The organism is Bacteroidia bacterium, assembly GCA_040880525.1.
Taxonomy (GTDB): Bacteria; Bacteroidota; Bacteroidia; order CAILMK01; family JBBDIG01; genus JBBDIG01.
In genome coordinates this window covers 33957-55668 of the sequence record JBBDIG010000052.1, presented here as the reverse complement: position 1 = coordinate 55668, position 21712 = coordinate 33957, and the positions used below count along the sequence as shown (strand labels likewise).

Genomic DNA, 21712 nt, shown 5'->3' with positions numbered 1-21712 from the left:
TTGCGGATGACGGGTTTTTCAATATTTTTCCGGTAATGGGAAGCTTTTTATATTCGGCACATGAATGCTGCTTATGTTGCGCTTGCTGCGCTGGTTTTGCTTGCACTGGGATACCGGTTTTATGGTCGCTTCCTGGCGCGCCATGTATACCGTACTGAAACCGGAGACGAGGAGCCGACTCCCGCTGAAGTTTATAATGACGGTACTGACTATGTTCCAACGCCCCGTGGAATTGTCTTTGGACATCACTTTTCATCAATAGCCGGGGCTGCTCCTATTCTTGGACCGGCCGTAGCCGTGGTATGGGGATGGCTGCCTGCGCTGCTCTGGGTGGTGCTTGGAACCATATTTATGGGAGCCGTACATGATTATGGTGCGCTCATTATTTCGGTTAAGCATAAGGGCCAAAGCATTGGTGCCGTTACAGAAAAGATCATCGGAGCGCGGTCGCGGATGCTGTTTCTCACGGTCATCTTCCTGCTGGTGTTTATTGTGATTGCCGTATTTGCCTACATTATTGCCAATCTGTTTATCCTGTACCCCGGTTCTGTTATCCCCATCAATTTTGAGATCATCATTGCCATTATTATCGGCTACTGGACGCACTACCGGAAGAAGAATTTGCTGCTGCCTTCTCTTGTTGCACTCTTGCTGCTCTACTTTATGATCTATGTTGGGTTTGAGTATCCTGTGAGGCTGCCGGAGTATTTATGGCTCTTCGGTTCCGAAATTATGAGTTGGATACTTTTCCTGATGATCTACGGATTTATTGCTGCTGTCTTACCGGTGTGGGTGCTGTTGCAACCGCGCGATTACATTAATTCGCACCAGCTCATTGCTGGGCTGGCGCTTATCTATGCAGCAATATTTATTTCCGGTCCGCAGATGGATGCTCCGGCTATTAATTCCGGTCCGGTGGATATGCAGTGGTTTCCCTTTTTATTCATCACGATAGCTTGTGGAGCTATTTCCGGATTTCATTCGCTGGTGGCCTCGGGCACTACCTCCAAGCAATTGGCAAAGGTGAAAGATGCGAGGCTTGTAGGCTATGGCGGAATGACGGGCGAAGCAACGCTGGCAGTGGCGGCAACTATCGCTGTGGCAGCAGGATTTTCCGGGTCGGAAGCCTGGCACCACCATTATGAAAATTTCAGTTATGCTTCAGGCCTGCAGGGTTCCTTACAGGCTTTCGTGGAAGGAACGGCAAGCTTTCTCTCCGCTATCGGGATCAACCAGACGATGACGGATGGGCAGGGAGCGCAGCAGTCGCTGGCTGCGGTGTTTGTGTCCGTGATCGTCATCAGCTTTGCAGCTACCTCGCTGGATACGGCAGTGCGCATTCAACGATACATTATAGGCGAAATAGGTGAGGCGGTGAACGGCAGGAAATTTTTCCAAAACCGTTACGTGGTTACCGCAGTGGCGGTGGGCCTGTCCTTCCTGCTGGTGATCACTGACGGCAGTGGCCGGGGCGGTTTGCGGTTGTGGCCTCTCTTCGGATCTACCAACCAAATGGTAGGATCACTGGCGCTGCTTGTCATCTCCGTGTGGCTTTTCAGGCTGGGCCGCAATATGTGGTTTACATTGCTGCCCATGATCATCATTACGCTTATTACATTTATTGCAACAGTCGCCAACTTCCTGCATTATTTAGATGAACAAAACCAGTTACTGGTATTTTTAGCTTTTGTGATCGGGATATGCCAGATCTGGATTATCGTGGAGGGTATAAGGATTTTCTTCGACCGCTCACCAGACACCGAACAAGATATATTATGAAAAACCTTTGGGTATTGTTATTACTGGTATTACCGATGCATGTTCTGGCCCAGGATGAGATCAAGCCCTTTTATGGCCAGGAACTGAGTTTTGGTATTAATTCGCCCGGTATTGATATACGGCTTGAATCTGATGAAAAAGTGCAGCAAGTGAGGGGTGAAGAGCTATTCTGGAATATTGCCTACAAGATTAAATTGACCCCGGAGCAGACGATGCGCATGGGCATTAACTTCAATATTCTTCCTGCTGCTTCGCAAAAGTATTGGGTGCGCGGGCTCAATGCCGGCTACCAGTATCAGTTCAATTCGCCCAGTATGCGCTGGCAATGGTTTATTGGTGGCGATGTTGTATTCTTATATGATGTTACTTACACAGGTGAAACTATTGACACCCTGAATCCTGTAGCCCTGGTAGAGCGGGAATGGGAGATCGGATTGGGTCCGGTAGCGGGCGTTCAGTTCCGCATTTCTCCGCGCTTCTCTGTTACCTCTGAGGTGGGTTGCTATGGTGCATTCCGCAACTCGCGCATCAGCACAGATGAAATACCACCTCTGGAGCAGAGCAGCAGCAATGATTTTACCTTCAACTTTCACCGTCTGTTCAGTGTAGGTTTCGGCTACCATTTTGGTGCCTTCACCCCTGCTCCGGCAAGGGACGAAGCCCCCGATGAACCGGATAATGAATGAGCGCGATGAAAGATCTTCCTGCGATAAACGTAAGCCAGGTGCGCAATGAGAAGGAGCGGGAGGAGGTTTTCATGATCCGGAGAAAAGTTTTCGTTGAAGAACAACAGGTGGCACCCGATGAAGAATATGATGAATTTGAGAATACCAGCACCCATTATATTGCAACGATAGATGATATGCCGGCAGGCACTGCCAGGTGGCGCGAAACCGGTTCAAAAGTCAAACTGGAGCGTTTCGCTGTTTTGAAGGAATACCGTGGCAAAGGCATCGGCAAGGCACTCGTCAATGCAGTCGTTTCAGATGCCGGCCGGTTGAACAAACCTGTTTATCTCCATGCTCAGTTGCCGGTTATTAAATTTTATGAGAAACATGGATTCAAGGCAGAGGGAAAAATTTTTGAAGAAGCAGGAATTCTCCACAGGATAATGTTCTTAGGCAGCCCGGCCGCACTGCGCTCTTCTCAAAGGACAGCTTTATAATCCTCTAACCTTCAGATTATCATATATTATTTCTTAGATTAGCTGATTCCAAAAGGATAAATCCTAACCTAAGAAAACAAGCATGGCATTTTTCCGGAGGGTGCCCATTCTCAAGGCTTTTCTGCCTTATCTGGCAGGATTGCTCAGCGCAGTTTACCTGGAACTGTTCACATTTCCGCTGGCCTTTGCAGGGGCTATTACGTTTGCTGTGGCCGGGCTCCTTTTCCATCTCGTTACGCTGCCGACAGGGATGGTCTGGCTCAAGGGTATTCCCCTGCAGGGATTCATGTTTTTCCTGGGCGGACTGATGATCCTGTTCAATACCGCACCATTACGTCCCGGTTTTTATGGCCATCATCTTAATGAAAAATATAGCCTGGCCCTTGTGAGCCTTGATGAGCCGCTGGCCCGGGGGGCTAAAACCTATAAAGCAAAGGCGAATGTCTTGGCGCTTCTCGGAAAGGAGGACTTGAAGCCGGTGAAAGGCAAGGTGCAGCTTTATCTCAAAGTTTCGGACACGGCCGGTTTACCGGCTTATGGCGAGGTGCTGGCCGTGAAACCATACTTCCGTGAAATACCGCCACCCATGAATCCCGGTGAGTTCAACTATCAGCAATACATGTATTTTAACCAGGTTTATTACCGGAGCTTCCTGAAGGAGAGTGACTGGCGGCTTACCGGCCTGCCGAATCAGAAAAACGCGTTAATGCAGCAAGTGGTCAGCATCCGGGAAACGCTGCTGTCATACCTCCGAAAGCATATCTCCGGGCAGGATGAATTTGCGGTGGCCTCTGCGCTACTCCTGGGCGTTAAAGATGAGATCAGCAACGAGGTAAGGCAAATGTATGCAGCTACCGGAGCCATGCATGTGCTGGCTGTATCGGGCTTGCATGTGGGGATTATCTATGTGTTTTTTCAAGGGTTGCTGGGATTTTTTAAAAAGGTGCGTTATGGCAATTACCTGCGGTTCGCTATTCTTATTGTTATTCTCTGGTCCTATGCTTTGTTGACGGGCCTTTCACCTTCCGTGATGCGGGCTGCCACCATGTTTACATTCGTAGCTTTCGGGCAAAACCTAAAACGCTACACCAGCATCTACAACTCCATCTTCACCTCGGCTCTGTTGCTGCTCCTCATCAATCCTTTTCTCATTATGCAGGTCGGATTTCAGCTTTCTTATGCGGCTGTGCTCGGCATCGTGCTTATTCAACCAAAACTTTATGCGCTTATTCCTTTCCCAGAAAAGGATAAAAGCATACCTGTTATTAATATCAACTGGAAGCTGTGGCTTCCGGAGAAGGTGTGGGCGATTACCACCGTTTCGATTGCCGCACAGATCGGCACATTCCCATTGGCACTGCTATATTTTAACCAGTTCCCGGTTTATTTCCTGCTCTCCAACCTGGTCGTTATTCCGGCAGCGTTCTTCGTCCTTTCTACCGGTTTTCCAATGCTCTTCTTTGAAGCGGTTAATTTTGCCCCACTGCTTTGGCTTTCTTCACTTTTGTTAAATGGCATCCTTTCCGGCCTTAATTCATTTATTGCCTGGGCCAATTACCTTCCGGGCGCACTCCTGAGCCAGTTGTACCTGAGCATTGCTGATACATTCCTCGTGTATTTTATAATTGCTTTTTGCGCTGCCGCTTTCTTTTTACGAAGCAGCCGGTACGTATTGGCCACATGCTTTTTTGCAATAATATTCCTGGCGAAGGAAACGGTGGCGAAATGGGAGGGAGTGCAGCAGCAGGAAGTAGTGGTGCATAACATTGGCGGGAGCACCGCTTTTAATTTCATCCAGCAGGGGGAAGGATGGTTTGTGGCCGATTCCGCACTGCTGGCGGAGGAGAGCAAACAGCAATTCCACATCATGCGGCATTTATGGAGCAACGGCATCAGGGGAAGCAACTGGCGCAAACAATGCCTGCACGAAAGTCCGTTGAACTACGGGCAACTTTGCATCGAATTTCCATTTATTCAATTCGGGGAAATATCATTTCTAATAGCCAACGAAAACCAACAAACCCCGGTAAATAAAGTGCGCGTGGATTATTTATTAATAAAAGGAGATGGTCCAAAAGATTTTTCCGGTTTTCTTAAAAAGGTGGATTGTCGGCAAATCCTCATAGATGGAAGCAGTAGCTATTATGCGCGCGAAAAATGGATGGCAAAACTAGAAGAAATGAACCGCCCCTACCGCAACCTCGCAGAGGAAGGAGCACTGGTACTACAAGCACAAGCAAATTAAAATAAACTTGAGTTATTTATTAATTTCAAGGATTAATGGTTAATGGTTATTATTATTATCTTAATTTTAAAACTTAGTGCCTAAAAACCTTTTCTCATTTTATAGTAAATAATCTTAGTGAAACTTTGTGTCCCTCGTGTCTTTGTGGCAAAAATCTCTAAATCCCCCTACCCAATAATTCAAACATAATAATTAAAAACTTAGTGAAGCTTTGTGCCTTCGAGCCTTAGTGTCTAACCCCCCCTAAACAAAACACACATTTATTTCCTTCACCTTTAACAACCAAAAAATCAGTATAAATGAAATATCTTATCCTACCCCTTATTTTATTCTTCTGGCAACCTGCTTTGTGCCAGAAGCAAACGATCACGGCTAAAGAGGGCACCATCACCATCACCCCGGTTTTTCATGGATCGCTGGTTTTTCAATGGAATGGAAAGACGATCTATATTGATCCCTACGGAGGCGCTGAACGCTACGAGGTCTTGCCGCCTCCTGACCTGGTGCTGATCACCCACACGCATGGCGACCACCTGGACCCCGGTACGCTCAATGAACTGGATCTTACTAATGCTGAATTGCTTGCACCCCAGACGGTAGTGGATGGATTGACCGGAGTTGAGTTTAAGCGGAAAACCGTCATCAGCAATGGGGAAGCTACAAATTGGAACGCGGTGAAAATAGAAGCGATCCCAATGTACAACCTCCCCGAAGGTGGGCGACACAAGAAAGGAGATGGAAACGGATATGTGCTGACAGTTGGGGACAAGCGCATTTATATCTCTGGGGATACGGAAGGCACACCGGAAATGCGGGGCCTGAAAAATATAGATGTGGCTTTTGTCTGCATGAATCTGCCATACACGATGGATGTGGAGCAGGCGGCTGACGCTGTGCTCGATTTTAAGCCCGCCATTGTTTACCCTTACCACTATCGCGGAGCCAACAACCGGTTCAGCGATGTGGAAAAGTTCAAAACCCTGGTGAGCGATGGGAGCAAAAAAATTGAGGTGCGGTTACTGAACTGGTATCCGGAAGTGGAAGATTAAAGCCCCGTCCCGGCCGCCATTGGAGAAGGCTTTCATCAATTGTCTTCTCCTCCGATTTTTACAACCTTGGTGAACCAGGTTTTTTCGCTGGAACTCAAACTCAGATAATAGACTGCGGGTGAAAGTCCGGAAAGATCAATCCGGATTTCTTCCGGGTTGCGAAAAGTTCTTCTTTGAATCACATTGCCGGTAACGCCATAAAGCACCATTTCGAATGACCGGTTTCCGGTAGCCGGAGGAACCAGATATACGAAATCTGTAGCAGGATTGGGGTAGACCAGCAGCGCATTTCCGGGCGTTTCCGCCTTATCTCCTATGCCTGTAATCAATGCCGTATCCCTGAAATGGGCAAGAAGAAGCTTGCCGTTGGAGCTGGATTCTGAAACGGGTACTGTGTCCAGGATGCCATCAACTAGGAGGTTGAAGGCAGCATATATATTTCCTTTCCCATCCGAGGCAACATCTTGCAGCCTGGGTTGAGGCTGCGAAAGGTTTTTCGCCCAGATGCCATATCCATTGCTATCAAGCTTTGCCAAAAAACTATTCTCAGCGGTTCCATACAGCAAAGCCCCATTCAGGCTCGCAAAAGTATGATAATGTCCCGCTACCAGTATGTTGTTATCATCATCTACAGCAATGTGCTCAAAAATCCCCGAATACTGATTGCCATAAGCATTCAGCCATTCCATTTCGCCATTGTCCTTAAAGGCAGCAATAAAGCGCAGTTGCGTGCCACTTGAGTCGGTACTGCGGATGGTGTCGTTCTCAAACACTACGAAAGCTGTGTCAGAAGAACCGATAGCACTGGTTATTGCACTGGCTAATAATATTCGGTTGCTCCGCGATTGGGTCAGGTAATAATTGCTCAGTCGCTTGTTTAGCGGAAAAGTGCTGAACCAATCAAAGCCCCCGCTACTGTTCAGCCGTGTTAAATAAGCCTCGTCATCATAAGCGGCATGGTGGGTATTGCCATTTATTTCCACACTATCCTGAAAATAGGAGAAGCTGTACCACCGGTGATCATTTCCATACAATAACCTCAGGTGCAGCGGGATATTTTTTGCCAGCAATAAGTTGCCCAGGGTATCCATCTTTATAATGAAATTTTCTCCATCCTTTTTGTGTACCGTAAAACTTCCTAAGACAGTACTATCCATAAAAAATGAAAATCCTCCATTTAAATAGAACCAATCCGATTCCAACAATACCTCATTCTGTGTATAGGAATGAAAACCAATGCCCTCGAAAGTTTTATACCACCGGAGCTTGCCTGTAGATGACAGCATCAGCAGGCCGCTGGTTAAAGTATGAGCACCTGCCCTGGCGATCCATACAGAATCCTGCCCGGAAAGAAAAAGGGCTGAATCAGCCGAAAAATGAAAGGAAAGGATAACTCCCTGTTTGGTCATCAAAAGGGTATTAAAAGAGGCACCGGTTGAAGAAGTGATTACTGCCCCCCAATCTAGCTCGTGCTCCGGCCCATACCTGGCGATAAAATAGCTTGAGGGCCCCCCGGAGAGCGTTGGATATATTGCCGGTTGCACACTCCAGGGATTCAGGTTTACAGGACCAAGATATTCGGCTAAAACGAAAAGGTTCCCCTGCCCGTCAGGCGCTGTCCGCATATTCTGAATATTCGATTCCCCTCCAATCGCAGTTATTTTATGCAGTTCCTGTGCATCAAGAGCGACCCAGGTTAGAAAAAGTAAAGACGGAAATAATATTTCTTTGATTGACATTTGGTTGTGGGTTATAGTTAGTTTGATACTTCAATAATAATAATAATAATAATAATAATACATGATTTTCATAAAATAAATTTCTACGTTTCAATATTTTAATCATTCATTCTTCCACAATTGAAGTAGCTGGTTCCTTCTCAGTTTCAACCACTTCATAGCCCATATTTTTCCCTTTTTCAATGGCCCGTATTCCTTCCTTCATCCAAACCGGCATTGGGGCATTTTTTAGATAATGATCAAAAAACTGCTGCATCCTGATGCTGAGGTCTTTCATGTTGGCGCGTTTCGTCAGGTTGTGGCCATCCCTATTATAGTTAAGCATCCACACCGGTGACTCCAGCCTGCGCAGCGCCATAAAAAGTTCTATGCCCTGATACCACGGCACGGCTCCGTCATTATCGTTGTGCATTATCAACAGCGGTGTCTTCACCCTGTCAGCCTTAAAAACGGGTGAATTCTCAATATACAGATATGGATTCTCCCAGAGTGTAGCCCCAATCCGGCTTTGGGTTTTTTCATATTGAAACTGCCGGCTGAGGCCACTTCCCCAGCGAATGCCGCCATAGGCACTGGTCATGTTGCTTACAGGTGCGCCAGCCATTGCCGCCCTGAACATGTTTGTCCGCGTAATCATGTAAGCGGTTTGATATCCGCCCCAGCTTTGCCCCTGCAATCCTATTTTATCAGCATCCACAAACCCTCGATTTATTATACTCATGGTTCCGCTCATGATGGCATCGTAGGCACTCTCTCCGGGGTAGCCCACCTTATAGCTTATATCCGGCATGAAGACGATATATCCATTGCTGGTGTAGTAACTAGGGTTAATGACTGATCGGCTGGGGCTGGGAACGTAGTGCCGGTGCAGGTTATCGCTCAGTCTCTCATAATAGTAAACGATCATCGGGTATTGTGTTGCGGAATCGAAATTGGCGGGCTTATAAAGAAGTCCTTCCATGTTGTCGCCATCGTTACTGCGCCAGGCTACCATTTCCGCTGATCCCCAGAGATACCGCGCTTGTTGCGGATTGGTTTCGCTTATTTTCTCCGGGTTTTCAAAATCCAAATGGCTCACCCACAGGTCAGGATATTCCTGAAAGCTGGAGCGGGTATACATGAGGCGGTTGCTGTTCCGGGCCTTTTGCAGGCCATTGAACATATAGTTGCCTCTGATGAGCAACTCGGGATCGTTGTTCCTGCCGTAAGCTATTTTAAAGTAACCATCGGATTTGTCAGCCTCATTAAATCCCGAAAGAATCAGCGGCTCAAAGGTAAGCAGAAACGGCACCTCCCGGTTCAGCTTGTGAAGGCGGAACCTTACCTGCTGGCTGCGGCCCATACGGTTTGTCAGGCTCCAGGGATCATCCTTCCCATCCGGATCTGTTACCCAAATATCGTAGCGGTCATATATCAGAAAAGCCTCGTCATCCTGCGTCCAGCCGGCTGCACCATAGCTCCACGGTTCCCTGGGTTGATCTATCAGCTCGTAATAAAATTTGGAATCAATGCCGCGTGTAAGGTTGGAAAGTTTCCCTGATTTTACGTGGTGTGCCAACCATTGCTGCGTGGCGGGTTCAAACCAATAAAGATATTTTCCACCGGGAGAGAGGGAGACATTGGCCTGCGTTTTTTCCTTTTCCAATTGCCTTTCACCGGTTCTAAGGTCTACGAGATACGCATCCTTATACCCCGGCCAGTCATAGGACAGCAGTTTCCGGTATGGCAGATCTGAAACGCCCACGGCCACTTCAGCATTGGCTTCAGGTGCCAGGCGGATGTCAGGCATATCATCCCGTGCAAGCTGTACAATCCGCTTTTTCCGTGGATCATAAACGGCCATATAGCTGCGCTTCTTTTCCTTCTCTACATTCAGCAACTGCTGCGGCTGGATGTAATCATCCTGCCAGCTCCATACGTCCACACGCACTTTCTCCTCGTCCAGCAGCGAATCTTCAGGCGCAGCGGGCGGAACTGCCGCAGTCCCGAAATACAGCTTGCTGCCATCCTCGCTGAAAAAGGTTTTGCCATGCTCAGTTACTGACCATCCATCCGGCATTTCCGGAGAAGCTGAATCGGCTGTTATTATGGCGCTGTCAGCCTTTTGTTGCCAATAATACAAGGCATAAACCCGCTGCTTTACTTCCCCCGTGTCTTTGTTTGCCACAAAGGCTACTTGCTCTCCGGCTTCATCTACAGCCAGTTGCTTGTATTCACCTTCACCTCCTGAGATTTTCTTCAAACCCTGTGAAAGGTTTCCGTTTCCATTTAAATTAAGAATGTACACTCCGGCAGGGTGCAGACTATCCTTGCCGGATGAAGAAAAAGCGAGCAGGGTTCCTTTTTTCGAGAAAAGATATTCCGTAATTCCCTGGTGGGAAAGCGTGTCGCCTGTGGCAAGATTTCTTATCACCAGCACCAGATTCTCCTTATCCTTTTTCGGCTTGGATGTTTTGCTTTTTGATTTCGCCTCCGGGACTGTTGTGGTATCACGTGCTGTATCTTTTTGCGACCCCGGCATTTTTTCTTCCAGTTGGTACGCCATCCAGCCGGCACCTTCCGCAGGTATTTTATAGCTTTTTACACGCGCCACTTTTTCCGTTTGTGCTGTATTTAAATTTACAATGAAGAGTGAATCAATCGGCATTTCCTCCTTTTTCACCTTTCTCCGTTTTGCAGCTTTCAGTGAATCATGCTGGGGTTTTACCATGAATATGGCAAATTCAGAATCGAAGGAAAACTGTCCTTTTGTGCCCCTTGCGAAAGTGATTTTCTGCGCTGTTTCCAGGTTTACCAAATACAGCTTTCCATCACCCTCCTGTGGCTCAATGGTATAAAGCGCCCAGAGGCCGTCATTGCTCAGAGTGCGGCTTTTGATTGACCGCCAGCTATCATACACGTCATGCGAGAGCGGGATTTTGTCAGATTGCTGGGCTGACAGTGCGGCAAAGGCAAATAAAAAGATTAAAAGGCAAGACGGGAAAAAACGCATAGAATTGAATTGATTGAGTTGGCGGGGCAAATTAAGAAATCAGCAAGAAGCGCACGGTACGGAAATAAGCCTCGGCCCAACCGTTTTACCTTTGTGGAATATTTAAATGGTAAACATGCGGGTCATTTGTTTTTTGTTTTAATTGAGTTTTTAATTTCTGAATAAAAAATATTTTAATGATTTCCCAACGGCAACTCTTTCTGCAAAACCTTGCGCAAACCAGCCCAACGCCTTTGATGATAGAAGTGGAACGCGCGGAAGGCTCCTGGATTTATGACGTGAAGGGAAAGAAATACCTCGACCTGATCTCTGGTATCAGCGTCAGTTCGCTCGGGCACCGGCACCCGAAAGTCATTGAAGCTATTCAGCAGCAACTGGAGAAATACCTGCATGTGATGGTATATGGCGAGTTTGTGCAAAGCCCGCAGGTGCAGCTTGCGCACCGGCTGACGGAATTTCTGCCGGTAAGCCTCAATGCCGTTTATTTTACGAATTCCGGGACGGAAGCTACAGAAGGGGCGATGAAGCTGGCAAAACGCATTACAGGCCGTTCTGGCGTTGTGTCGTTTGCCGGTGCGTACCACGGCAGCACCCAGGGTGCATTAAGCATTGCAGGTGGCACAAACTTTCAGCAGAAATACAGGCCGCTCATTCCCGGCTGCACAATGATCGAATATAATCAGGAGCAGCAACTGCAGGAAATCACCCGCGATACAGCTTGTGTTTTCGCAGAGATAGTTCGAGGTGAAGCAGGCGCACTGGTGCCGCAGCCGGAGTTTCTCCATCAACTTCGCAAACGGTGTGATGAGACGGGAGCACTGCTGGTGGTGGATGAAATCCAAACCGGGATGGGCCGCACGGGGAAGCTATTTGCCTTTGAGCATGAAGGGATTGTTCCGGATATTTTGCTGCTGGGCAAGGCCTTTGGCGGAGGAATGCCACTGGGTGCTTTCATAGCATCCCGCGAAATGATGGCGGCCCTCAGCGAAAACCCGGTCCTCGGCCACATCACCACGTTCGGTGGCCATCCGGTCTGTTGTGCTGCGGGTTTGGCGGCCCTGGAGGTATTAACGGGAAGCGACAACCTTATCCCGCAAATAGCAGAAAAAGAGCAGGTATTCAGGCAAAGACTCCGGCATCCGCTCATCGAAAAAGTAACGGGAAAGGGATTGCTGCTTGCCGTCCACCTGGCATCCTTTGAACAGGTGCAGCTTGTGATCAGCAAATGCTATGAGAGGGGCGTCATCACAGATTGGTTTCTCTTTAATGACCGGGCAATCCGGCTGGCCCCGCCCCTAACGATTACTTTGGATGAAATTGAATTTGCGTGCAATGTGCTCCTGGAGGGGCTGGAGGCGGTGGAATAGGAAGTGCCAAGAAATGGGGAAATGAGCATCAGTAGCCCTGTTCTTCAGGGCAGGGTAAAAAACGAACACTCCTTTGCTCAGGGCTTCAGCCCTTTTGTATCATCACGGGATTACCGGAAAGGGCTAAAGCCCTGCAAGCGGTTCGGAGCTTTTCATTTCCTCAGACCTGAAGGACGGAGCTACTGATGGAAGTTGAAACGCTGATCAGAATTACAAATTCAATTTCTGCCCGAAACTTTTAATAACTCTTGGGGCGCCAGCTTGATGCAGTTTGCCCGAACCGGTAATGTCAATACCCAAAAACTCCATTCCCTGGGATTCGGCTGATCGCAAATCATAAGCACGGTCGCCCACATAGATTCTCCTTGCAAATTCCTTTTGTCCATGTGCTTCCTTAGCCAGCCGCTCTGCTTCAGCGAGGATGCCGGGTTTTGTAGCAGCCAGATCAGCCGTAGCTAAAGGAACACCTGCCCGATTGAAATCAATGGCCGCAAGTTTTACCTCTGCCGAACCGTGCCAGCAACCGGTAGCAATGGCTACTGCCCAATCATGCTGAGACATCATTTTCCGGAAAAACAATTTGGCTCCGGCCACTTCGCGGAATGCTGCGGGATCCTTCCGGCTATGAAAATTCAGCAACTCCACCAGCCTCGATTTTACCTGCTCCACCTCATGCGTTGCGGGCAAACGCTTTAACACATTCTTAAAGATCAGTTGGGTCAACGCCTCATCCGTCACATTTTCATAACTATCCCAATCGGTGTTCAGCACTTTTTCCTCCATCACCTCTTCTATCGCCTGAACGTAGCATTGAGTGTCAATGCCGTCTGTCTGGCTCAATGTGCCGTCAATATCAAAAATGATCAGGTTCATTTCAGCGACTTCAGGTTCTCTGCCATCATCTGCGCAATTTCCTGTTTATACGGATCGGCTTCCTTGTTCAAAGCGGTAATTATATTTTGCTGATCGGCCAGCGAATGATCCTGACTGAGTTTAAAATTCGCTTCCAGATTCACTACGAGAATGGTGAAAACGACCAGCCTTTTCATCATCCCGCTCAAATAATCATCCGGCAGGGATTGATATTGCTGCACATACCCGGGATCAACAGCATGAATAATACGGCTCATGGCGGCTGCGGCTTCCGGGCCTTCGATGATCGCAGGATGGCCGTGCGCATGAATTGCCACATAATTCCAGGTGGGGACATTTAGCCGATCCTCATAATGCATTGGGGAAATGTAAGCATGAGGTTCCCGGAAAATAACCGTGACTTCTGCATCTGGTGTAAAGCTTTGCCATTGCGGGTTTCCGCGCGCCAAATGGCTGAGGAGATGCAGTTGATCTCCCTGCTTTTCTACAACAAACGGAAGATGACTTACCAGAGCTTTGTTATTCACAGCGGAAACGAGGGTAGCGAAATTGTGCGTCTCCATGAAATCCTGGATCCGCCTGGGATCTTGTTCTCTGTAATAAGAAGGAATGTACATTTTTGATCAGCAAGAATTTTGACAAATATCAGGATTGATTTTCTTGCTACGCTCAGGATACAGACAAAACCACAAGGATAGTTTTGATGAGCGGATCGAACGTTTACCGGATAAGCGTCACCGTTCCGTGCAACTGCCGCTCGGTCTGCGAGCAGCGTGCGCGGTAGGTTAGCAACCAATAATATCCGCCAGGAGGAGCAGGACGGCCATTGATGTTGCCATCCCAGGAATCTTCCGGGCCGCTGAATTCATATAAAATTTCTCCCCAGCGATTATAAATAGTCAGGCTCAGTTCCTTCAAATTCTCAGTGGGAAGCCGGTACCGATCATTATATCCATCATTATTTGGTGTAAATACATTGGGAATTTCTCCCAGTTCCTCCACTATTTGGTCTTTCACTTCCACAGTAGCAAGCAGCGGTTCACAAGCTTCAGGAAACCATGCTTCCACGCTGTACTCACCTGGCTCCGCTACCCTTATGCTGCGGCCCGATTCGCCAGTGCTCCACAAATAATTGGTGGCACCTGGCATGGCCTCCAGCGTTGCCTCCTCTTCCTCGCATTTCTCTATATCTTCTCCCAAAGAAAAGTCAATCATGCAGGTCTCCACGCTGTCGCCCCTTATTCCGCAGATATTTATGGAATAGAGATAATAGCAATACTTCCCGTCCGGTGGAAAATCCAGGTATTCCGTGGAGGAATCCTCAATCGTAGCAATGTCTTCGGCTTCTCCGTCTGCTGACTTTCTGCCCAGCACCACTGATTTTCCGTATTCACCATTGGTTGCCGGCTGCCAGGAGAGCCTCACTTCTCCATTATCATAATTTTCATAGCAAAGGAATTCAGGAGGATCAGCCGGTGGCGGAGGAACCACGACCAAATAGAAAATGGCCGTATCGGCTTTCGGGAAGGGACATCCATTATCAACCACCCGCACCCTGACCTCCAGCGTATCCCCGGTAACATGGTCACAAGTGGGCGTCCATTCCAGGTTGGTTACGGCATTCGTAAGTCCCGAAGCCGGAGAGGTAAAAGCATAAGGCGAATCAATTTTTCCCTGATCGTCAAATATATCTCCTGTTATAGACAGATATACTGAGTCGCCCTGGTTTGGGTCCTCCGTTTCTATTGCAAGGCGAAATGTATCAGACGGATGAACGGTGTACACCGTGCCCTTCACGTTTTGCGACAGCTCTGGTATCTGGTTCGTCTGGCAAACGCCAACCGTGTATTGTAATTCACGCCTCACTTCACCGAGCTTCACGCCATTCCGGTATTCTTCCACTTTAATGGCTACAACATAAATTCCCTGCTGCGTGGGCGTTACCGTCAATTGGCCTGTGGCGGAATCAATGGCCAGAGACGGATTTCCGTCCATAATATTTTGCAGGCTGTACCCCGGGCGCCATTGCGTCAGGCTGTAAGGCCCTGAATTGATGATGGGATAATTTATCTGGCCCGGATCATTTGGTGAATTGGCTGTGGTCGTTCCTTTCAGGGGCTGCACCAGCGAATACACCAGAGAATCTCCGTCCGTTTCTGTAACATTATAATTAAATGAAAAAGGATGATTTACGCAAAGAAAAGTAAGCGGTGGCGCTGCGAAAACGGGTGTGGAATTTTCCTGATTCAGCGGTGGAATTTCCATATAAAAGGTCATCCCGGTAATTGTCTCAATTCCATTCAGCACCTCTATGTTTCGGATAATGCGGTTACGGCAACAACGCTCCCAGCTAAAGTAATATCCGTTGCTGCTGTTGAAAACTGCCGAATCGAGCTCGATAACCCGCTGGTACAGCCCGATATGCGTACATTCTATGCCAAATGTATAGCAACTCCCGCCCTGGAATTCCAGCGTGTCATTGCTTAGGATCTGGTTGAATTTGAATGTATCCACCTTCGCATGTGTGCCTTTGTCATACATTCCCACATATAGCGGAAGGTTGAAATACGGTACTCCGTTTTTACAATCGCGGAAAACTTTCAGCGTCAGCAGATATTCATTCCCCTGAAGATGTTGCAGATTAAAATCCCCTCCCACGATATGCGTAGCACCGGCCGGTAACCGGCACAGGATAAGGAAGAATATTAATAGGTAAAGGAGTTTCATTTAATAAAATAATATCCAAAGTTATACTAAGGACGTAATATGTAGTTTTTAAGTTGCCGCAAAAAATGTGAGAACTAAGACTTTAATATTCTTTAATGATATTTTGCCCGGGCCGATATGCTTTTACATTCCTTTATCTTCCACACCTCCGCACGTCCTTCCATGCGGAGAATGCTATGCCCGCAGAAGATCCCCCACATTTGATCAGGAATAAGACTGAAATTGAAAAGCGTAAAAACACCCCTTAATCACATAGAGTTGCAGCGTTAATTCTTGCTTTGATTTTCTATTATAAAGTCTTCAGGCCATCTTTATAAAATCATTCATGTAAAATGAATTTACCTTCGCTTCCATGAAAATTCTCCATACATCTGACTGGCATCTGGGCAAATATTTAGGAAGTTTTTCGAGGCTCCCGGAGCAGCAGGAAGTAATGGCGGAAATTTGTGAAATAGCTGATGAGCATGAGCCGGATGCGGTATTGGTGGCAGGCGATCTTTTTGATACGTTCAACCCTTCAGCCGCAGCAGTAGACCTTTTTTACCAAACTTTGAAACGCCTCACAAACAATGGCAGGCGGCCGGTGGTGGCGATAGCTGGTAATCACGATTCTCCTGAACGCATCGAAAATCCTGATCCGCTGGCAAGAGAATGCGGCATTCATCTGCTGGGTTTTCCTCATTCTCATCCCCAGCCCTGCCGGCTGGATTGCGGGCTGGAAATAACCCGGTCCGCTCCGGGATTTATAGAGTTGAGCATCCCCGGTTGCGCAGATCCGCTGCGAATAATCGCAACGCCTTACGCCAGTGAATTCCGGTTGAAACGCTTTTTGGGCAATGAAGATCCTGAATTGCAGATGCGTGAAATCCTTCAAGAGCATTGGCTGGATCTTGCTCAGCAATTTTGCGATAACAAGGGCGTAAACGTATTGATGGCGCACCTGTACATGACCAGGCGCGGAGCAGAGGCCCCGCCTGAACCTGAAGATGAAAAGCCGATCTTACATGTGGGAGGCGCACAGCAAATTTTTACCGAAAGCATTCCTTATCAAATTCAATATGTGGCACTTGGCCATCTTCACGGCTTCTTCCCGGTGGATAAAAATCCATGCCCGGCAGTATATTGCTCAAGTCCGCTTTGTTACAGCTTTAGCGAAGCAGGCCAGCAAAAAAATGTAGTTCTGATAGATGTTGAACCTGGCAACGCAGCAAGCTATTCAGCGGTGCCGCTTTCAAGCGGGCGCCCGCTCTTGCGCAAGGCCTTTGAAGAAGTGGACCTGGCACTGCAATGGCTGAGGGAAAATCCCACAGCTTTGGTGGAATTGACACTATTTACAGATACCTATCTGAGCGGCAAAGACAAAAGAGCACTTCAGCAGGCGCATGACGGAATTGTGCAGATCATCCCCCGAATGACCGGAATTGCCACAGGTGCGGAAGATCATCACATCATCGAACTGAGCAAAGGGAGGACAGCGCTATTCTCCGATTATTTCCAGCACAAATACGGGCAGCAGCCTGGCGAGGAACTTCTGGCGCTATTCAGCGAAATGCTGGGAAAGGATGAGGATTAACGCCTGAACAGGTTGGGCAATCATCCTTGAATTTCTGAAGCGGTGTAATGCTCCGGCCATTCCTGTACTTTTTTCAAAGCGCCTGTTCCTTATTTTTGAAGCCTTTTCATAAAAACGCGAGCGAATGGAGTTATCAGAGGTAAAATTTGACTGCAGGCATTTCAGGGGAACCATTCCATGCAAGCCAAATAAGCTAAGAGGGAAAATATGCGAATGTGATGAGTATACGCCCATCAGCAAGCGCATTCTCATCATCAAACTGGGCGCAATGGGAGACGTAATCAGGACTACGCCTCTTGTGGTTCGGTACCGGCAACTTTTTCCTGATTGCCACATAAGCTGGATCACGCTTACCCCTCAGATCTTACCCCCTGACGAAATAGATGCGATATACAAATTCGATCATCTTTCTGTCTACTCTCTTCTCCATGAAGATTTTGACATCGCCATAAATCTTGACAAAGAAATAGAGGCATGCGGCCTGTTGCGGGATGTGCGGGCAAAGGAAAAGATCGGATTCATTGAGAAAAATGGGCATGTGGATATTGCAAATCCCGAAGCGAAACACAAGTTGATCACGGGATTATTTGATCAGATTTCCATTCAAAATAAGAAAAGTTATCTGGAAGAGATCTTTGAGATCTGCAAAATGAAATTCAACTACGAGCCGTACCTGATCAACCAAAACCGCGACCTGGTTGCGAAGTGGGAATCGCTCCGCGAAAAATCAGGTGGGAAACCGATTGTAGGCCTCAACACAGGTTGTGGCCAGCGCTGGCTCACACGCCTCTGGCCACAGGAATATTGGATTGCATTGATCACCCGCCTACAGAACGAGGGAATGTTCCCCATGGTCCTTGGTGGTCCGGATGAAGAACCGCAAAACCTGATATATGCGCAACGAACCGGCTGCTATTATCCCGGCACTTATTCGCTCCCGGAATTTATGGCCATCACTGCGAATTGTGATCTTGTGGTTACAGCCGTTTCCATGATGATGCATATTGCCATGGGATTGCAGAAGCCGCTGGTGTTGTTCAATAATATCTTTAATAAACACGAATTTGAGATGTACGGGCGGGGCGAGATCCTGGAGCCTCATACCGGCTGTGAAGATTTCTATGGAACCCGCTGCACGAGAGAACGCCACTGTATGCTGGACCTGCCCGTGGATGATGTATTTAATGCAATACAAAGGCATCTTCCTGTCATCAAATGAAAATAGGCTACCTATCCACCTTTTATCCCTACAGGGGCGGCATTGCCCAATACAATGCCCGGCTTTTTCGCGCTTTTGAAAAGAATCACGAGGTAAAGGCATTCAACTTTTCAAGGCAGTATCCTGAAATTCTTTTTCCCGGCTCCACACAGTTGGTAACTCCGGGCGACAAGGTGGATGAAATACCTAACCGGCAGGTGTTGGACAGCATCAACCCTTTTTCCTGGTATTCTGCTGCTAATAAAATAAACCGGTTTCAGCCTGCCATTCTTGTGGAGAAATTCTGGATGTCATTTTTCGGCCCCTCTCTGGGAACGGTGAATCGCAAGACCCATAAAAAAGGGGTGATCAATATTGCTATTCTTGATAACGTGATCCCGCATGAGCGCAGGTTCTATGATAAAGCATTTACCCAATACTACTTAAACAGTACGGATGGCTTCATCGTGATGAGCGAAACGGTAAAACGAGACCTGCTTTCGCTGAAGCCCGATGCAAAATATGTAATGCATCCCCACCCCGTTTATGATCATTTCGGAGAAAAACTGCCGGTGCGCCAGGCAAGGGAGAAGCTGAATATTCCTGCTGACAGAAGGGTGCTGCTCTTTTTTGGTCTGATAAGAAATTATAAAGGGCTGGATCTGCTCCTGAATGCTTTAGCAAATTTGCCGGGGAACTACCACCTCATAGTAGCCGGTGAGCCATATGGCGGTTTTGATAGCTACCAGCGCATTATAGATGAAAACCACCTGAGCAACCGGCTGACCTTGCTGACGAGATATATAAATGATGACGAAGTGCCCGCAATTTTCTCCGCTTCTGATGTTTGTATTTTGCCTTACAGATCGGCTACTCAAAGCGGCATTATGTACACGGCCTACCATTTTGAAACTCCGCTGATCGTTACTGATGTTGGAAGCCTCCGGGAGTTGGTCGCCCCTTTCGGTACTGGCTCCATCGTATCGCGGCCTGATGCTGTTCTTATCACAGAGGCCATTAAAGATTTTTATAATTCAGGTGATGGCCAAAACCATAAGGAGAATATCAGGGAATTTAAAAGCCAATTTTCCTGGGATAATCTGGCTGATAAAATTGTGGAACTGGGAGAAAGTATATTGGAGCGAAAGTCATAATACAGATGAGAAATGCAGCAGCGATCTGGTAGGTTGCCGGCTGCCAGGAATTAAACCAACCCTGAAGGCCCGCGTTATTTCTCCATGAAAAAGCATTTTGTAATAATATTATTATCCACGTTATTTTCCGGATGTGCCTTCGATAGTGTGGAAACGGTAAATACCGATAACATAAATTTCAATATTTCCGAAGGTGACCGCTTATTCTTTGATAATGTGGCCCGTGCAAGCTATGAAAAAGAGGACCTTGAGGATTCCCGAATTGACGTATATCGTCATCAGCACCGGATGAAAGATACCGTTGCTCCCTACATCAATGCCGCCATAGCGCTGAACGGGATGGACAATGAGGCATACATTTACATAGAACCCTCACCGGAAGTGAAATTCAACGATTCGCTGGAAGTTCTTTGGAGCGATTTCGGAACCCGCGAAAGTGGCTCAATCTGGCTAAACACGGAGGATTATCGCAGCCAGTTCGTTTTTGCTGCGGAACTTTTCAACCATATTGCGCATAAGCACGAACTCCACTACCGCAATACAACGCGCGAAAAAATCCCGATTTTCCGGAGCGAAATACAGCAAAAGATATTTATGCAAACCATGCGGGATTATTATAAACTGATCGGGGTTATGTAGCCCGGCAGATAGTGTTGCAGTTTAGATTATTCAATGAATAGTCTTTTTGAAACGATATCGCCATTATTCATTGTCAGATTCAGAATAAAGATTCCGCGCGGCAAATTCCCAACGTTTAGCTGCACATCTCCCACCGTGCCGGCCGTTTGTTCCAGCATAATCTGGCCGTGCATATTCAATACGCGTAATTGCGAAATCTCCTGACTTTCACTGCCACGAATCCATACAGCATCTTGCGCAGGATTAGGGAATACCCGGATCTGTGATTCATTTATTTCCGATATACCCACCGGGCCAACCTGAATATAATTTTCGCGCACAATCGTGTCCGTACACATTTCCTCGTTAGTAATTCGAAGTGTAACAGTATAGCTGCCATCCACCTGATAAATTTTCGAAGGATGCTCAATGTTCAGCGAAGAATCACCATCCCCAAAATACCAGACGTACGTTCCTGTGTCAGTTCCCATATTTACGTTCGAAGTGAAATCCACGCTCAAAGGCGCATCTCCGGAAGTAGGCGAAGCGGAAAAGCTGCCATCCGGAGCCGGTAGGATCGTGAATGTAACCGTATCCGAAGAAACCTGGCATGTATCGCTATGTTCAGTATATACGCCCACTCTGAAGGTGCCGTTCTGGCGTTCTGTGAGACTTGGAATATAAATGATTTCCGTGAGACCGGCATTTCCAAATGTTCCGTCTCCCTCGGTAAACCATACAAGCGTGGCTGCTTCCGTCAAGTCAGCAGATAGCAAAAGGCTGTCTGCTTCGCAAACCTCATCGGGAGTAGTTATGCTCACAACAGGGCAGGCAACTGCTGACGTGACTGTAAAGATAAAAAGGAGCGTAAAGAGCAGGAGCGTTTTCATATTTTCTCTTTTTAATTTAATATTAATTTCCATCTATTATTAATAATTTAAAATTGAATTGGTTTAAGAAAAATTGATAAAGATGAGCCGTTTATTCCATGATTCTATTTGTTTTAAATCTTAAATTTAATTAATTGTTTATTTCCCACAGAATACTTGAATAATAAAATGGAAATCCCGATTGGTAATTAATATCCTTATTTATTGGTTCCTGTCTGCTCAATAAAGCGCAATTACAAATCGCCAGAAACCTTCAGAAGCGAGGCAGAAGTTCTTTTGATCTGCTGTTTATTTTATCGCGAATCACGTCAACTAACTGCGAACTTTGCATCCTTAAACAGGA

Annotated in this window: 16 protein-coding genes; 10 read left to right on the top strand and 6 right to left on the bottom strand. The window is 47.3% G+C overall.

Features of this window, described 5'->3' with window-relative positions:
* Positions 1–60: 60 nt before the first annotated feature.
* The 5 genes from WD077_14840 to WD077_14820 all read left to right on the top strand — a co-directional run bounded on the left by WD077_14840 (position 61) and on the right by WD077_14820 (position 6238).
* A complete protein-coding gene (locus WD077_14840) occupies positions 61–1779 on the top strand; it encodes a carbon starvation protein A (protein MEX0968506.1) in 1719 nt (572 codons plus the stop codon).
* Complete coding sequence (locus WD077_14835) at positions 1776–2465, top strand: hypothetical protein (GenBank protein ID MEX0968505.1); 690 nt, start codon at positions 1776–1778, stop codon at positions 2463–2465. Before WD077_14840 ends, WD077_14835 begins: the two co-directional genes overlap by 4 nt.
* Entirely contained in the window at positions 2462–2944 is a 483-nt protein-coding gene (locus WD077_14830; GenBank protein ID MEX0968504.1) for a GNAT family N-acetyltransferase, read from the top strand. The genes WD077_14835 and WD077_14830 overlap by 4 nt, the downstream gene beginning before the upstream one ends.
* Positions 2945–3026: 82 nt before the next feature.
* The gene (locus WD077_14825; GenBank protein ID MEX0968503.1) at positions 3027–5189 is read left to right on the top strand and encodes a ComEC/Rec2 family competence protein; all 2163 of its coding nucleotides are present in this window, start codon (positions 3027–3029) and stop codon (positions 5187–5189) included.
* A gap of 299 nt (positions 5190–5488) precedes the next feature.
* On the top strand, positions 5489–6238 hold the full coding sequence (locus WD077_14820; protein ID MEX0968502.1) for an MBL fold metallo-hydrolase: 750 nt from the start codon (positions 5489–5491) through the stop codon (positions 6236–6238).
* A 35-nt stretch (positions 6239–6273) separates the two neighbouring features.
* Here the strand turns inward: WD077_14820 and WD077_14815 are convergent, their stop codons facing one another.
* Positions 6274–7977 carry a T9SS type A sorting domain-containing protein gene (locus WD077_14815; protein MEX0968501.1) on the bottom strand — a complete coding sequence of 568 codons (1704 nt, stop codon included), beginning with the start codon at positions 7975–7977 and terminating at the stop codon, positions 6274–6276.
* Between the two features lie 106 nt (positions 7978–8083).
* Positions 8084–10969: a prolyl oligopeptidase family serine peptidase gene (locus WD077_14810; GenBank protein MEX0968500.1), complete on the bottom strand. Its 2886-nt coding sequence runs from the start codon at positions 10967–10969 to the stop codon at positions 8084–8086.
* Positions 10970–11145: 176 nt separating this feature from the next.
* On the opposite strand from WD077_14810, the gene WD077_14805 reads away from it, so the two are divergent.
* Positions 11146–12336 (top strand): aspartate aminotransferase family protein, encoded by a 1191-nt coding sequence (locus WD077_14805; GenBank protein ID MEX0968499.1) that lies wholly within the window; start codon positions 11146–11148, stop codon positions 12334–12336.
* Positions 12337–12546: 210 nt separating this feature from the next.
* On the opposite strand, the gene WD077_14800 is transcribed toward WD077_14805, so the two are convergent.
* From WD077_14800 to WD077_14790, 3 genes are all read right to left on the bottom strand, one after another.
* Positions 12547–13209, bottom strand: a complete 663-nt coding sequence (locus WD077_14800; GenBank protein MEX0968498.1) for an HAD hydrolase-like protein — start codon at positions 13207–13209, stop codon at positions 12547–12549.
* Positions 13206–13826: an FMN-binding negative transcriptional regulator gene (locus tag WD077_14795; protein MEX0968497.1), complete on the bottom strand. Its 621-nt coding sequence runs from the start codon at positions 13824–13826 to the stop codon at positions 13206–13208. Before WD077_14795 ends, WD077_14800 begins: the two co-directional genes overlap by 4 nt.
* 103 nt (positions 13827–13929) lie before the next feature.
* Positions 13930–15936: a gliding motility-associated C-terminal domain-containing protein gene (locus WD077_14790; protein ID MEX0968496.1), complete on the bottom strand. Its 2007-nt coding sequence runs from the start codon at positions 15934–15936 to the stop codon at positions 13930–13932.
* A gap of 352 nt (positions 15937–16288) precedes the next feature.
* Here WD077_14790 and sbcD point away from each other — a divergent pair, with 352 nt between their 5' ends.
* The 4 genes from sbcD to WD077_14770 all read left to right on the top strand — a co-directional run bounded on the left by sbcD (position 16289) and on the right by WD077_14770 (position 20500).
* Positions 16289–17509: an exonuclease subunit SbcD gene (sbcD, locus tag WD077_14785; GenBank protein MEX0968495.1), complete on the top strand. Its 1221-nt coding sequence runs from the start codon at positions 16289–16291 to the stop codon at positions 17507–17509.
* Positions 17510–17633: 124 nt separating this feature from the next.
* Positions 17634–18728 carry a glycosyltransferase family 9 protein gene (locus tag WD077_14780; GenBank protein MEX0968494.1) on the top strand — a complete coding sequence of 365 codons (1095 nt, stop codon included), beginning with the start codon at positions 17634–17636 and terminating at the stop codon, positions 18726–18728.
* Positions 18725–19861 carry a glycosyltransferase gene (locus tag WD077_14775; protein MEX0968493.1) on the top strand — a complete coding sequence of 379 codons (1137 nt, stop codon included), beginning with the start codon at positions 18725–18727 and terminating at the stop codon, positions 19859–19861. Before WD077_14780 ends, WD077_14775 begins: the two co-directional genes overlap by 4 nt.
* Positions 19862–19945: 84 nt before the next feature.
* Complete coding sequence (locus WD077_14770) at positions 19946–20500, top strand: hypothetical protein (protein ID MEX0968492.1); 555 nt, start codon at positions 19946–19948, stop codon at positions 20498–20500.
* Between the two features lie 26 nt (positions 20501–20526).
* Here WD077_14770 and WD077_14765 read toward each other — a convergent pair whose 3' ends face one another.
* Positions 20527–21369: a PKD domain-containing protein gene (locus tag WD077_14765; GenBank protein MEX0968491.1), complete on the bottom strand. Its 843-nt coding sequence runs from the start codon at positions 21367–21369 to the stop codon at positions 20527–20529.
* Positions 21370–21712 lie beyond the last annotated feature (343 nt).

Excerpts from the sequence above, each read along its gene's own strand:
- WD077_14830 (MEX0968504.1), top strand. The coding sequence starts at position 2,462 with ATGAGCGCGATGAAAGATCTTCCTGCGATAAACGTAAGCCAGGTGCGC.
- WD077_14825 (MEX0968503.1), top strand. The coding sequence starts at position 3,027 with ATGGCATTTTTCCGGAGGGTGCCCATTCTCAAGGCTTTTCTGCCTTAT.
- WD077_14770 (MEX0968492.1), top strand. The coding sequence starts at position 19,946 with ATGAAAAAGCATTTTGTAATAATATTATTATCCACGTTATTTTCCGGA.
- WD077_14795 (MEX0968497.1), bottom strand. The coding sequence starts at position 13,826 with ATGTACATTCCTTCTTATTACAGAGAACAAGATCCCAGGCGGATCCAG.
- WD077_14815 (MEX0968501.1), bottom strand. The coding sequence starts at position 7,977 with ATGTCAATCAAAGAAATATTATTTCCGTCTTTACTTTTTCTAACCTGG.
- WD077_14775 (MEX0968493.1), top strand. The coding sequence starts at position 18,725 with ATGAAAATAGGCTACCTATCCACCTTTTATCCCTACAGGGGCGGCATT.
- WD077_14805 (MEX0968499.1), top strand. The coding sequence starts at position 11,146 with ATGATTTCCCAACGGCAACTCTTTCTGCAAAACCTTGCGCAAACCAGC.
- WD077_14765 (MEX0968491.1), bottom strand. The coding sequence starts at position 21,369 with ATGAAAACGCTCCTGCTCTTTACGCTCCTTTTTATCTTTACAGTCACG.
- WD077_14780 (MEX0968494.1), top strand. The coding sequence starts at position 17,634 with ATGGAGTTATCAGAGGTAAAATTTGACTGCAGGCATTTCAGGGGAACC.
- WD077_14835 (MEX0968505.1), top strand. The coding sequence starts at position 1,776 with ATGAAAAACCTTTGGGTATTGTTATTACTGGTATTACCGATGCATGTT.
- WD077_14810 (MEX0968500.1), bottom strand. The coding sequence starts at position 10,969 with ATGCGTTTTTTCCCGTCTTGCCTTTTAATCTTTTTATTTGCCTTTGCC.
- sbcD (MEX0968495.1), top strand. The coding sequence starts at position 16,289 with ATGAAAATTCTCCATACATCTGACTGGCATCTGGGCAAATATTTAGGA.
- WD077_14800 (MEX0968498.1), bottom strand. The coding sequence starts at position 13,209 with ATGAACCTGATCATTTTTGATATTGACGGCACATTGAGCCAGACAGAC.
- WD077_14820 (MEX0968502.1), top strand. The coding sequence starts at position 5,489 with ATGAAATATCTTATCCTACCCCTTATTTTATTCTTCTGGCAACCTGCT.
- WD077_14790 (MEX0968496.1), bottom strand. The coding sequence starts at position 15,936 with ATGAAACTCCTTTACCTATTAATATTCTTCCTTATCCTGTGCCGGTTA.
- WD077_14840 (MEX0968506.1), top strand. The coding sequence starts at position 61 with ATGAATGCTGCTTATGTTGCGCTTGCTGCGCTGGTTTTGCTTGCACTG.